The following is a 13178-nucleotide window of genomic DNA, read 5'->3' on the forward strand; positions in this document are numbered from 1 at the left end:
AATTGGCACTGGCTTTACAAGCACCCTGTTGAGTTCTCAAAGAACAACCACACACCGACCAGAAGCCCCACCTCAGTGGAACCCCAACCGGGGCTTTTCGTACCGCGTCCCCGTCGCTCTCGCGCCGGGCACTCTTACTACGTTACCTCACCGTCTCCGCCGTGTCAAACCGTGTGTCCCGGTCTGTCATGCTTCGTACGGGTCAGCGCCGGCGCACTCACGCAGCAGCGAACCGCTGCGTCAGGTCGTCGGATTCAGCAGGCCGGCCGCTGCGGTTTCCCGCAGTCTCGCCCGGTTCCCTGCCGGTCGTGAACCTTACCCGGTCGGCTTCGCCGCACCAAATCCGCCTCGCGGCCGATCCGGCAAGCCCCGCCCGGACCGCGTCTCCCAGGAGCGAACCCCTGCTTGACCCGGTTGCCATCCCGTTTCGGTGCTCCAGGACCTTCGTCCCGTTTGCCCCGTTCCGCGCTGGCAGAGAGAAAGTTACGCGTCTGCGGGTTTGATCGTCAAATCCACGGGTAGCGGCGCGCGTCACATTCGCGCGTCCGACCGGTTTCCCCAGGTCAAGCCTGTCCGGCAGCAACCAGGCTCGGTCAGGCCCCACCCGGCAGCAACCGGGGCTCGGCGGCTGACAGCGGTTCGGGCGCCGATTCGGCCCGGTCCGCAGGAGCGGGCGGCGATCAGGACGCCTGCCGCCGCCGGGCGGCGAGCCAGGCCCGGACACCGAGGACGCCGGCGGTGGTGCCGATTGCGAGGGACGCGGCGATCAACAGCGCGTGCACCCACAGGAAGCTGGTGGCTGCGCCCTCGGCCACCGTGCCGGACGCCCAGGACCGCGGGTCCTGCCAGATGGCCACCGCAAACCTCGGCCAGATCACCCAGGTCCAGACGCCGACCCCGACCAGGAAGAGACTCCACCCTCGCGACAGCACCATGGCAGCCGAGTATGCCAGCGCACCTGTTCAGCGGGCCGGCGACGCGGACCCGAACGCCCTGCCAAACCCGGGCAGGAGCACCGCCGCGCAGAGCGCAGGCTGTTTCCGTCGTCAGCGGGATGGGCACTGCGAAGGGGGACAGCTGAGGACCGTCCCCTGGAGGTGCCCCATGCAACCCTCGATCTTCAACCCCTGGGCCTGGCGTGATCCATCCGCCTTGGCCGGCGGGTATACCCAGACCACCCCCTCGGTCACCCCTCCCGAGGGTCAGGAGGATGGGCACGACGGCCCGGATGCTCCCGGCCCGGGCACCCCCGTCGACCTGGTGGGTTATCAGGTGCAGGCGAGCGACGGGCGCATCGGCACCATCGACGAGACGAGCGACGAGGCGGACGCCGGGCACCTGGTGGTGGACACCGGGCCGTGGATCTTCGGCCAGAAGGTGTTGCTGCCGGCCGGGACGGTCGACCGGGTGGATCACCAGGAACGCGTCGTGCACGTCGACCGGACCCGTCAGCAGATCAAGGACGCCCCACTGTTCGATCCGGATTCGGCCGACCACGAGTACCGGGAACGCGTCGGCGCCTACTACGCCGACAGCTACCTTCCCCCTCCCGGTGCCATCCCGCGGGTAATCTGAGGCCGTGGTCCGGACGGGCAACTGCGCATCCGAGGCGGTCGACCTGGTCGACGACCGCTTCCTCGGTGCCGTGCCCGAGATCCCGACCAGCTCCGGCGATGGCCGTGAACAACTTCTGAACGTCCTCCGTGCCGGTGGTCTGCGGTTTCGCGCCGGCGCGCGATGGCGGGCGACTCGCTGAGTCGATCCCGCTGACCGAGCAGGGCTGAGCCAGCCCTGCTCGGCGCGCGCCCACGCGTGACCCACCTTCGGATACGAGAGGCACCACCATGTCCGTCGCACGAATGCTCACCGGCGACCGGCCCACCGGCCGCCTGCACCTCGGCCACTACGTCGGCAGCATCGCCAACCGGGTACGGCTGCACCGGCGCTACGAGAGCTTCTTCATCATCGCCGACCTGCACATGCTCACCACCCGCAACCGCCGGGAGGACATCGACCAGGTCGCCGGCAACGCCCGCGAGATGGTGACCGACATCCTCGCCGCCGGCGTCGACCCGGACCGTGCCACCTTCTACCTCCAGTCGGCCATCCCCGAGGTCGGCGACCTCAACACCCTCCTCCAGAACCTGGTGACCGTCCCCCGGCTGGAACGCGTGCCCTCGCTCAAGGACATGGCCCGCGACGCCGGCAAGGAGGAGATGCCCTACGGGCTGCTGGGTTATCCCGTGCTCCAGGCCGCGGACATCCTCTGTGTGAAGGGGGAGGTGGTTCCGGTCGGCCGGGACAACGCCGCACACGTCGAGGTGACCAGAGAGATCGCCCGGCGGTTCAACCACCTGTACGGCCCCGTCTTCCCGGTGCCCGAGTTGATCCCGGCGGACACCCCGAGCCTGGTAGGGACCGACGGCGCCGCCAAGATGAGCAAGAGCCGGGGCAACGCGATCGCGCTCTCCGACGACGCGGCGACGGTGCGTCGCAAGGTGCTCGGCATGTACACCGACCCGAACCGGGTGCGGGCCGACGTGCCGGGCACTGTGGAGGGCAACCCGGTCTTCGCGTACCACGAGGTCTTCAATCCGGACCGCGACGAGGTGGCCGACCTGGCCCGGCGGTACCGGGCCGGGCGGGTGGGTGACGTGGAGGTCAAGGAACGACTGATCGTCGCGCTGGAGGAGTTTCTGGCGCCGATCCGGCAGCGCCGGGCCGAGATCGAAGCCGACCGGGGCCTGGTCGACCGACTGATCGTCGAGGGCACGGAGCGGACCCGCCAGGAGGTACGCCAGACGGTGCTCGAGGTACGCCGGGCGATGGGGCTGACCGGCGCGTACCAGCAGGTGCGGCGGCGGGCTGAGCGGAGCCGACGCCGGACGGACGCCTCGACCTGAAGGCCGGGGCGTCCGGTCGGCGGCGTGACGCCGGGTCCGCTGCGACACCGCCGGGGTCTCAGCGGATCCGGACGTCAGCCAGGTCCAGGGTGATCGGCGTCCAGGAGAGATCCGGAGTGCGGTCCTCCTGGCGGATGTGGATCCGGCGTCGCGTGGGCACGACCAGCCCGTCGACCTCGGTCGCCCCGCTCACGTAGTGCGCGACCGGGGAGGAGCCGTTGACCACCGGCTGGTAGTCCATGCGCCGCAGCAGCCCGCTGTCGTCGAAGTAGTACAGCTGGGTGTCGGTGTGGGTGTGCACGCTCTCGGGGAACGTGACGCGCAGTACGCGCCACGACTCGCCGTTCTCCTGCGTCCATGGCTCGATCTCGTGCGCCTCGACGCCCGCCCAGGTGAACAGGAACGGCTCGACGAGGTAGTGCCAGGTGGCGTAGCCACGGAAGTAGGCCGCCTGGGCGAGCGTCCACTGGCTCTCCTGCGTGTAGCCGGCGAAGCTGGCCCGGGGGTTCGTCAACTCGTCGATCAGGCTGCCGTCGGCCGCGGTGACGGTGACCCGGTCGGTGTCGCTGTCGTACTCGGTGACCTGGCCGGTGCCCTCCTGGACGTGGCGGATCCGTTCCCGGTGCAGGTCGGCCTCGACCAGTTCGGTGCTGTCGAAGTCGGGGCGGCCCTTGAACGCCCAGAACGGGCCGCTGTAGGTGAGCCGGGTGGTGAGGGTCGACGCGGTGTTCCAGCGATCGAGGCCGCCGTGACGCTCGATCACCTTGGCGAGCAGTGCATCCATGACTTACTCCTAACTTAGGACTACAAGGTCCGACGTTAGCACTGCTCGGTGGGCGCCGACTACGATGGCGATGTGACTCAGCGGACTTACCAGGACGCCTGCGGGGCGGCGCGCACGATGGACATCGTCGGCGAGCGCTGGGCTCTGTTGATCGTCCGAGAGCTGGTGTTCGGCCCGAAGCGTTTCGGCGATCTGCGGGCCGGCCTGCCGAAGGCCAGCCAGAACGTGCTCAGCCAGCGACTGCGGGAGCTGGAGCAGTCCGGCATCGTCCGGCGGGTGCAGCTCGGGCCGCCGGCCAGCGTGCACGCGTACGAGCTGACCGAACGCGGTCAGCAACTGGAGCCGACACTGATCGAGCTGTCCCGGTGGGGCGCCGGCCTGCCCGCGGAGCCGGACGTCGAGATGAGCACTGACGCGTTCATGCTGTTGCTCAAGGCCCTCTATCGGCCACCGACCAGCGCGCCGGTGACCGCTCGACTCCGGTTGCAGGTGGGCACCGACGCCTTCGAGGTGGGGGTGTCCCCGAGTGGGATCAGCGTGGTCCGTGGCCGGTCAGGCGAGGTCGACGTCACGGTCACCGGCACGGTCAAAGCAATGCGGGGCCTGATGTTCGGCGGCACGCCGCTGCGATCGGCGGTCTCGGCGGGCGAAATCGACGTGCACGGCGACATCGCAGCGGCCCAGCGGTTCTTCCTGCTCTTCGGAGGGGCGCCGGGCGAGTGGACCGGATGAACCGCCGATCGATATAGCGCAGAATGCGAGGATGAGGAGGTTCTCGACATTCGTCCGGTGCCGGCGGGGGTGACGCACCGGACCACGATGTTCGAGATCTTCTTCGACCTGGTCTTCGTCTTCGCGCTCACCCGGGTCATCACGTTCATGGCGGGGTCGCCGAGCGCGCTCACCCTGGCCCAGGCTTGCTCCTCCTGCTGCTCTACTCCTGGGGTCCGTACACCTGGGTGGGGAACCTGGTCCGGCCCGACGTCGGCCTGGTCCGCGCGGCCACCCTGGTCGCGATGGCGGCGATCTTCGTGGCCGCGCTGGTGCTGCCGGACGCCTGGAAACAGAGCCCGGGGTTGCTCGACGCGCCGCTCACCCTCGCCCTGGCCTACGTGGTCGGCCGGGCGGTGCAGCTGGCGATCTTGTTCTGGGTGAGCGCGACGAACCCGGCACTGCGCTCGACGCTGCGCTTCTTCAGCGTGCCGGTGATCCTGGCGTGGCTCCCGCTGATCGTCGGCGCCCTGCTCGGCGGCGCGGCCCAGACGGCGCTCTGGACCGCCGCGTTGCTGGTGGACATCGGCGGCGCGCGGATCGCGTCCGCCTGCCGGCCGTGGCAACTGGGCAGCGTGGACCACTTCACCGAGCGGTTCGGCCTGGTGCTCATCATCGCGCTGGGCGAGTCGTTGATCTCGGCCGGCGAAGGGCCACGGACGATGGCACCGGTCGGTGCCGTGCTGGCCGCGCTGCTCGGCCTCACCAGCACGGTCTGCCTGTGGTGGCTCTACTTCGACCGGCTGGCCCCCGCCGCGCGGAAGGCCGTCAGCACTGTGCCGGGTGAGCGACGGGCCAGCGTGGCCGGCGACGCGTACGGCATCGGGCACTCCCCGCTGATCATCGGTGCCATCTACGTCGCGCTCGGCATCGAGGAGGTGATCGCCCAGCTCACCGAGGAGTCGGCGCACCCCGACCGACTGGGCTGGGAGGCCGCCACCGCTCTGTACGGCGGCGCGGCCCTCTACCTGCTCAGCAGGTTGGTCTTCCGCCGGCTGACAGTTGGCGCGGTGTACCCGACGCAGGTCGTCGCTGCGCTGCTGCCGCTGGCCCTGCTGCCGATCAGCCGATCCCTGCCGCCGCTGGTGGCGCTCACAGTGCTGACCGCTCTCCTGATCGGGGTGACCTGGTTCGAGCGACGGATGGACCGACGCGACGAACGACCCGAGGTGGCACAGCCGGGCCCCTCCTGAGCACCGCCGTGCCCTCGGTGCAGCCCGGCCACGAAAAACCTGACGCGCGGTGTCGATAACAGCAGCCCGCGTTCGTCGTCATGCTGTACGGCGACACGCCGCACCGAGAGGAGCCGAAACGTGAAGTACATGCTGCTGTTCATGAGCCCCATGGTTGACGGGGAGGTCGTCGACAACGGGTGCAGCTTCGAGGACTGGATCCGCTACGACCGGGAGATGAAGGACGCCGGGGTCTGGGTCTCCGGGCACCCCTTGCAGGACCTGACCACCTGCACCACTGTGCAGGTCGGCCCGGACGGCGAGCGCACGATCACCGACGGGCCGTTCGCCGAGACCCGCGAGCTGCTCGGCGGGTACGACGTCATCGACGTGCCGGACCTCGACGCCGCGCTGGAGTGGGCGGCCCGCAGCCCCGGAGCCGTCGGCACCGGATCGGTTCAGGTCCGTCCGATCTTCGAGCTCGACGTGCAGGTCTGACCATGCAGGGCGAGGGGGCAGCCGTCGGGTCGTCGGTGGAGGCGGTGTTCCGGGAGGAACGCGGCCGACTGCTCGCCTCGCTCGTGCGCCGCTTCGGCGACCTCGACCTGGCCGAGGAGGTGACTTCCGAGGCCATCGAGGCGGCGCTGACGCACTGGCCGACCGACGGCGTCCCGAGCCGGCCGGGCGCCTGGCTGCTCACCACGGCTCGGCGTCGGGCCGTGGACCGGCTGCGTCGGGACCGGGTGCTGGCGACCCGGCTCGCCGTCCTGCAGGCGGAGGCAGAGCGGGCCGATCACGCGCCGCCCGCCGACGCGGATCGCGACCTGCCCGACGACCGGTTGGCGCTCTTCTTCACCTGTGCGCATCCGGCGCTGGCCGCGCAGGATCGCGGCGCGCTCACCCTGCGATTCCTGGCCGGCCTCACGACCACCGAGGTCGCGCGGGCCTTCCTGGTGCCGCCCGCCACCATGGCGCAACGACTCGTCCGCGCGAAACGCAAGATCCGCGACGCACGCATCCCGTTCCGGGTGCCCGGTCCCGACGAGCTGCCCGGCCGTCTGCCCTCTGTGCTCCAGGCCGTCTACTCGGTCTTCACCGAGGGGTACGCGGCCAGCTCCGGCCCGGATCTGCAACGGATCGACCTGGCCGAGGAGGCCATCCGGCTGGGCCGGATCCTGCGTCGGCTGCTGCCGGCCGAGCGGGAGGTCGCCGGGCTGCTCGGCCTGATGCTGCTGGTCCACGCCCGACGGGACGCGCGTACCGGGCCGGACGGCGCCATGATCCTTCTCGACGACCAGGACCGTGGACGCTGGGACCGTCAGATGATCGAGGAGGGGCGCGGCCTGGTGGTGGTCGCGCTGACCGGCCGAGCGCCCGGCCCGTACGGCGTGCAGGCCGCCATCGCCGCGCTGCACGACGAGGCCGCCGACGTGGCCAGCACCGACTGGCCGCAGGTGGTGGCCCTCTACGACGTGCTGCTCGGCCTGGTGCCCTCACCGATCGTCGCGCTGAACCGGGCCGCCGCGGTCGCCATGCGGGACGGGCCGGCGGCGGGGCTCGCGCTGCTCGACGAGTTGGCCGACGAGCCTCGGCTGCGCGGCCACCACCCCTATCCGGCGGCGCGGGCCGACCTGCTGCGCCGGCTCGGCCGGCACGACGAGGCCGCGGCCGCGTACCGCAGCGCGTTGACGCTGGTCGGCACCGAACCGGAGCGCGCGTACCTGCTCAGCCAGCTGAGAGCCGTCACGACCGAGTGAGTTGTACCCTTCCCGGGTGAGTCTGCCTCTGCCTCCCGGGCCGTTCGCCGCGTACCTGTTCGACTGCGACGGCACCATCGTCGACTCGATGCCGCTGCACTATCTGGCCTGGCAGCGGGCCCTTGAGGAGTGGGGCTGCGAGTTCCCCGAGGACCTCTTCTACGCCTGGGGTGGGCGGCCGACCGCCGACATCATCGTCGCGCTGAACGAGCAGCAGGGTCTTGCCATGCCGGTGGCGGCCGTCGTCGAGCGCCGGGAGAGCTACTACCAGGAGTTGCTACCGCAGCTCGCCGCCGTGCCCGAGGTGCTGGCGCACATCCACGACGCGCACCGGCGGGTCCCGTTCGCCGTCGTCTCCGGCAGCACCCGCGCGTCGGTCACCGCCTCCCTGGAGGCGCTCGGCCTGTTGGACCGGTTCGACGTGCTGGTCTGCGCCGACGACTACACCCGGGCCAAGCCCGACCCGGAGGCGTTCCTGCTCGCGGCGGAGCAGCTCGGCGTACCCCCGGAGTCCTGCCTGGTCTTCGAGGACACCGACCTGGGCATCCAGGCCGCGACGGCGGCCGGCATGGCTTCGGTACGCGTGCCGCAGCAGCGCACGCCCTGACGTCTCAGGCGACCGTCAGCAGGAGCTTGCCGGAGTAGGACGTCTGTAGGCGCTGGTGCGCGTCCCGCACCTTGCCCAGCGGGAACTTCTCCGCGACGTGCACCACGAACGGCCCGGCCTCGATGAGTTCGTTGAGGCGCTGCAACTGTCGAGGGTTCGATTCGCCGTCGTACGCGCGGACCATGACGCCCGGCCGCTCCTGCGGCTCCGGCCGCACCCCGTGGGGGAACGCGACAACTCCGCCGTCGGCCAGCGCCTCGGTGAGCCGGTCCAGCGTCGCGCCGCCGGCCATCGCCAGGATGGCGTTCACCCCGCCCGGCGCCGCGTCCCGGATCCGGGCCAGCACGTCGGTCATGTCGCCGTAGCCGTCGAGGGACACGTCGGCGCCGAGCCGGGTCACCAGCGCGACGCCGTCCGCCCCGGATGCCACGGCGATCACGTTCAGCCCCTGCCGCTTCGCCAACTGCACGGCCAGGTGGCCCTGACCACCGCTCGCACCGAAGATCAGCAGCCAGGCGCCGGCCGACAGGCTGATCGCGTCGAGCCCGGCCAGCGCGGTCAGCGCATCGGTGGGCATGGCCCCGGCGTGTTCGGGAGGCACACCGTCGGGGACCGTCGCCGCGTACTCCGCCTTTACCGACGCGTACTCGGCGTAGAAGCCGCCCTTCGGCCGCATGGTGGCGGAGACGTAGACCAGGTCGCCCACCGCCAGGCTGGTCACCTTGCTGCCGGCCGCGATGACGGTTCCGGCACCGTCGGAGCCGGGCACGATCGGGAGCGCGGAGCCCTCCGGCACCAGCACACCCTCGCGCTCGTACGCGTCCCACACCCCGACACCGGCGCTCAGGACCTTGATCAGCACCTCGTCGTCGGCGACCTGCGGGATCGGCAGCTTCCGCAGGATGATCACCTCCGGCCCGCCGAACTCGTCGAAGGCCGCGGCCTGCATCCGCTCTGGCACATCCCCGTCAACCATGTGGATTCCCTCTCCGTGCCGGCGTCACCGTCGCAGCATGCCGGCTCGGGAACGGGCGTGGCCCGGGGCTGAGCGTCGTTCACCCACAAGGGCGAACGCCCGCGCTCGGTGGGCCTGGCCGGGCGTAGCCGGGGCGGGCACGGGAATGTCCGCGTACCGCGCCGGGCGCGAGCGCGGGTGCGTTCGACGTGGAGGACCGGGCGCGTCGCGCTGGCCGCAGGACCGACGGAAGGGGCATCGTGCACGCTCCGTCGACGCGGGCCGCGGCCTGGCTCCTGGTGGCACTGGCCGCGGCCTCCGGCTGCATCGACGTGATCTGTCTGACCAAGCTCAACGGCTACTTCGCCAGTGTGGTCACCGGTAACCTCGTGCACTTCGGCCACTCGATCGCCACTGCCGACACCCGCTCGCTCGCCGGGGCGGTGGTGGCGGTTGGCGGGTACGCGGTGGGCGTGGCCGGCGCCACTGTGCCGTTGCGGCACACCTCGCCGGGTTGGAACCGCCGTACCGCTGTGGTGACATCGGCCGAGGCGGTGCTGCTGCTCGGCTTCACTGTGGGCTGGTTTGCCTGCTCGGCACGTCCCGGATACGGCTTCGGGCTCGTGCTGCTGGCGATGGCGGCCGTGTCGAGCGGCATCCAGAGCGTGATCACGGTGGCCGCCGGTGTACGGGGCGCGTCGACCACCTACCTGACCGGCTCGCTGACCGAGTTGGTCCGGCGTCGCGTCGTCGACCCGCACCGGTTCGCCGACGTGGGTGGCGCCGGCCGGCTGGCGGGGCTGGTGGTCGGTGCCGTGCTCGGCACTGTGGTGCTGCGTACGGCCCCGACCTGGGCATCCGTGCCGGCGGCGGTGCTGGTGGTCGCCGTGATCGCGTTCGCGATCGGCCTGACCCAGCGGGCCAGAACCGCCGCCGGCCGAAGCCAGCCGAGGTGACCGGAGCCGCGATCAGGAGGTCTGCGGCTCCGGGCCACGAAGCGCCTGCTCGACGGCGTCGCGGACGCGAGCGTCCTCGCGCGCCTTGCTCTGCGCCCGGTTGCGGCGTCGGTACAGGTACGCACCGATGAGCACGGCGATCAGCACGACGAGCACCAGCACCAGCGTCCAGGGCAGGGCCCAGCCGTGCGCGGTGACCTGGACCGACTTGAGCGAGGTGGTGGAGCCCGATGCGTCGGTGAGCAGGGGTGTCACTGTCGCGGTCGCGGCGAGCGAGATGGCGGGAGCCACCCCGTGTACGGGCACCCTCACGTCCCAGCTCTCACCCGGAAGCAGCTCCGGCGGCGCGGCGACATCCTGGGCCCGCACCCGCAGCAGGCCGAACGGGCCCGACACGGTCACCGCCTGCTTACCGGACAGGGCCGCGTTGCCGACGTTGTGGACCTTGTAGGTGATGGTGGCGTCACCCTTGCTGAACGGGTTGGTCGCCCCGGCGTACGTGACGTTGAGGTTCTCGATCGCGAGGTTCGGCTTCAGCTCGCCGCCCACCCGCAACTTGATCCGGATGCCGAGGCGCCGGTCGACGTTGATCCCCTCAGCCTGGTCGGCCTGGGTCAGCGTGGTGAGGATGCCACCGACGTAGTCGCCGGGCGTGGCGTTCTCCGGAACGTTGACCTTGAAGGGGACCTGGGCGGTCGTTCCGGGTTGGATGATAACGCTGCCGGCGTTCGGCTTCACCCAGGCGCCGATCGCGATGGACTTCTTGTCCCTGGTGAGCAGGTCGAGCTGGCCGGCGTCGGTGGTGAAGCCGTCGGCCGCGTACACGGAGAGGGTCAGCGGCGCCGGGCCGCGGTTGGCCACGACCATGGCGTCCTCGACGGCACCGCCCGGATTGACGTTGTAGCTGTAGCTGGACCGGGCCTCGCCGTAGCCGTTGGAGGCCGTCCGGACCGTCCAGGCGACGTTGCCGTCCGCCGCGAGGGCGGGACCGGCGCCGACACCGACGGCCGCGACGACTGCGAGCAGGGACAGTGCCGTCGTACGGAGGCTTGCGGCGGTCGTGGTCTTCCAGCGAGTTACGGACGGTCGCATCTCAAGTCCTTGTGGTGATCTTGGTAGTGGGTGAACCGGTGGCGGGGTAGGCCCCGAAGGTGCCTACCCCGCCGAATGGAACAGTCCGGTCAGCTGCTCAAGGCAGTGATCGTGAGGGTGGTGCGGTAGCTGCCCTTCGCGATGCTGTCCGGGATCTTCAGATCCAGGTCAGCGCCGAGCTTGGCGCCGCCACGCGGGTGACCCTGCGCGGCCGCGGCGAGCGCGCTGGAGACCGAGAGGCCCTTGCCCTGGTCGTCGAGGGACGACAGGACCGCGGCACCGGCCTCAGCGCCCGCGCCGGCGTCGAGCACGTACGGGTTCCAGCCCAGGTAGGAGCCGGAGAACTTCTTGTCGGCGTCCTGGAAGTCGCCGACGTTGGCCGAGATCGACCACGGGGCGAGGGACCGGCGGCTGTCCGACACGAGGATCGGGTTGATCTTGCCGTTGGCCTGGAAGTAGGTGCCGTTGCGCTCCTGCGCGGTACCCAGGTCGACCAGACCGTTGTAGCCGTCGATCGTCCAGCCGAACTCGCCCGGAGCCGGGTTCGGCACGTTGACCTGGATGGCCTGGCCGTCACCGTGGAACGGGTGCACCGTCACGTTGTCGACGATCGAGCCGACCGGCTGACCGTCCGGAGTGTTGACGCAGGACAGGCCCTTCTCGACGGCCGCGTTCGGCGCCGCGCAGGTGCCGCTGCGAACGTTCGCGAGAACCAGCTTGTCGCCGCGAACCTGCACCTTGACGTAGCTGCGCACGTGCTCCTGGTTCTGCACGGAGTTGTACCAGTACTTGCTCGCGTCCAGCGGGTCCGGGCCGTTGCCACGGATGCCGGTGCCGGTGGCGTCCGGCTTCTTGATGTCGTAGTACTTCGAGCCGGAGGCCGAGTTGGCCGTCACGTAGATGACGCCACCCGGGCCGGGGAAAACGTCCGCAGCGCCCGGCTTCTCAGCCGGGTTCTCCTTCTGGCCGTTCTTGATGGAGTAGCTGCGCGAGTAGCTGTGGTCGTGGCCCTGCAGGACCATGTCGACGCCGAGGTTGGAGAACGCGGTGGTGAAGTCTTCCCGCCGCTGCTTGTTGTCGGTGTCGGTCGCGTGGCTGGCCGGCGAGTAGATGGAGTGGTGGTAGACCAGCACCTTCCACTTGGCCTCGGAGCCGTGCTTGTTGATGACGTCGGTGACGTACGCGACGTGCGCCGCGTCGCCACCGGCGGAGCCGTCCGCCGGGTTGGCGTAGCTGTTGCTGTTCAGGTCGATGAACAGCACATCCTTGTGGATGAACCAGTAGTCGCCGCCGGACCGGGTCGCCTGGTCCCCGTTGTAGTACGCAGACGAGCGGTCGGTGTTCGGGGTGAAGTGGTGCTGCTCGTAGGACTTGCCGCCGACGTCGTGGTTGCCGATGGTGGCGACGAGGGGGATCTGACGCAGCTGGTCGGGGGCCAGGAACGAGGTCCACTGACCCTCGTCGTTGGCGCTCTCGACGTGGTCGCCGGCGGAGACCAGCAGCTCGGCGTTCGGGTTGGCCGCGGTGGCCACCTTCAGGGTGTCCTCCCAGCCGGCCTGGTCCTTCAGCCGGTCACCGGAGGAGCCGATCTGCGGGTCGCCGAAGAACAGGAAGTCGTAGTCGCCCTCGAAGTCCTGCGTCTTGAAGGCGTACGCCGGGGACCAGCTGCCCTCGGCGCCGACCCGGTACGAGTACGCCGTCTTCTCACGCAGGTTGCTGATCGTGGCGTGCCGGTTGAAGCCGGTGGCGGAGGTGTTCGCCGCACCGACGGCGTCGAAGCTGACCGCGCCGGCCGGGAACTCGCCGTTGACGATCTCGGCGGTCGGGGCGAGCTGGATCTTCTGCGCGGTGTCGGCGGAGGAGTACCAGCTCACGATGCGCTGGGTCTCGTTGGCGCCGACGCCGAGGACCACACCGGTGATCGTGGTGGACTCGGCAGCGCTCGCGGTGGCCATCAGGCCACTGCCGAGGGCCCCGCCCATACCGAGGAACCCGGCTGCGACCCCGGCGACCAGGCGCCGCCGCACGAGCGCGGAGGCCCGTGTCGAGGTGCTCAATGTCATCGACATTGTTCCCTTTTCAAATAGAGAAATGGATTGTGCCTTCACCCGACGCTGGGGAAGCAATTCCACGCTTTCGCCGCCCGATGAACCGACCATGAACGTGATCTTGCGAAAGACT

General features: G+C 70.2%; 13 protein-coding genes. 8 read left to right on the plus strand and 5 right to left on the minus strand.

All coding sequences use genetic code 11. The features are described 5' to 3' along the window. Nucleotides 1-680 precede the first annotated feature (680 nt). A complete protein-coding gene (locus FB453_RS17750) occupies nt 681-935 on the minus strand; it encodes an SCO4848 family membrane protein (RefSeq protein ID WP_145791692.1) in 255 nt (84 codons plus the stop codon). Nucleotides 936-1104: 169 nt separating this feature from the next. Between FB453_RS17750 and FB453_RS17755 the strand changes: the two genes are divergently transcribed. Beyond that, entirely contained in the window at nt 1105-1575 is a 471-nt protein-coding gene (locus FB453_RS17755) for a PRC-barrel domain-containing protein (protein WP_145791694.1), read from the plus strand. 269 nt (nt 1576-1844) lie between these two features. Then, nucleotides 1845-2903, plus strand: a complete 1059-nt coding sequence (trpS, locus tag FB453_RS17760) for a tryptophan--tRNA ligase (protein WP_145791696.1) — start codon at nt 1845-1847, stop codon at nt 2901-2903. Between the two features lie 58 nt (nt 2904-2961). On the opposite strand, the gene FB453_RS17765 is transcribed toward trpS, so the two are convergent. After that, nucleotides 2962-3687, minus strand: coding sequence for a hypothetical protein (locus FB453_RS17765; RefSeq protein ID WP_145791699.1), 726 nt, complete (start codon nt 3685-3687; stop codon nt 2962-2964). A 72-nt stretch (nt 3688-3759) separates the two neighbouring features. On the opposite strand from FB453_RS17765, the gene FB453_RS17770 reads away from it, so the two are divergent. The 5 genes from FB453_RS17770 to FB453_RS17790 all read left to right on the plus strand — a co-directional run bounded on the left by FB453_RS17770 (nt 3760) and on the right by FB453_RS17790 (nt 7994). Beyond that, entirely contained in the window at nt 3760-4419 is a 660-nt protein-coding gene (locus FB453_RS17770; protein WP_145791701.1) for a transcriptional regulator, read from the plus strand. 185 nt (nt 4420-4604) lie between these two features. Continuing rightward, entirely contained in the window at nt 4605-5651 is a 1047-nt protein-coding gene (locus FB453_RS17775; RefSeq protein ID WP_145791702.1) for a low temperature requirement protein A, read from the plus strand. Between the two features lie 129 nt (nt 5652-5780). Beyond that, nucleotides 5781-6128 carry a YciI family protein gene (locus FB453_RS17780; RefSeq protein ID WP_145792124.1) on the plus strand — a complete coding sequence of 116 codons (348 nt, stop codon included), beginning with the start codon at nt 5781-5783 and terminating at the stop codon, nt 6126-6128. Between the two features lie 2 nt (nt 6129-6130). After that, entirely contained in the window at nt 6131-7387 is a 1257-nt protein-coding gene (locus FB453_RS17785) for a sigma-70 family RNA polymerase sigma factor (RefSeq protein ID WP_145791704.1), read from the plus strand. 16 nt (nt 7388-7403) lie between these two features. Further along, nucleotides 7404-7994, plus strand: a complete 591-nt coding sequence (locus FB453_RS17790) for an HAD family hydrolase (RefSeq protein ID WP_112585927.1) — start codon at nt 7404-7406, stop codon at nt 7992-7994. A gap of 4 nt (nt 7995-7998) precedes the next feature. Here the strand turns inward: FB453_RS17790 and FB453_RS17795 are convergent, their stop codons facing one another. After that, the gene (locus FB453_RS17795; protein WP_222431369.1) at nt 7999-8970 is read right to left on the minus strand and encodes an NADP-dependent oxidoreductase; all 972 of its coding nucleotides are present in this window, start codon (nt 8968-8970) and stop codon (nt 7999-8001) included. Between the two features lie 239 nt (nt 8971-9209). Between FB453_RS17795 and FB453_RS17800 the strand changes: the two genes are divergently transcribed. After that, nucleotides 9210-9905 (plus strand): YoaK family protein, encoded by a 696-nt coding sequence (locus tag FB453_RS17800; protein ID WP_486480319.1) that lies wholly within the window; start codon nt 9210-9212, stop codon nt 9903-9905. Nucleotides 9906-9917: 12 nt separating this feature from the next. Here the strand turns inward: FB453_RS17800 and FB453_RS17805 are convergent, their stop codons facing one another. Then, entirely contained in the window at nt 9918-10997 is a 1080-nt protein-coding gene (locus FB453_RS17805) for a WxL protein peptidoglycan domain-containing protein (protein WP_145791707.1), read from the minus strand. Between the two features lie 89 nt (nt 10998-11086). Further along, nucleotides 11087-13060, minus strand: coding sequence for a purple acid phosphatase family protein (locus FB453_RS17810; RefSeq protein WP_145791708.1), 1974 nt, complete (start codon nt 13058-13060; stop codon nt 11087-11089). Nucleotides 13061-13178: the final 118 nt, after the last annotated feature.

The organism is Micromonospora sp. CNZ322, from assembly GCF_007827755.1.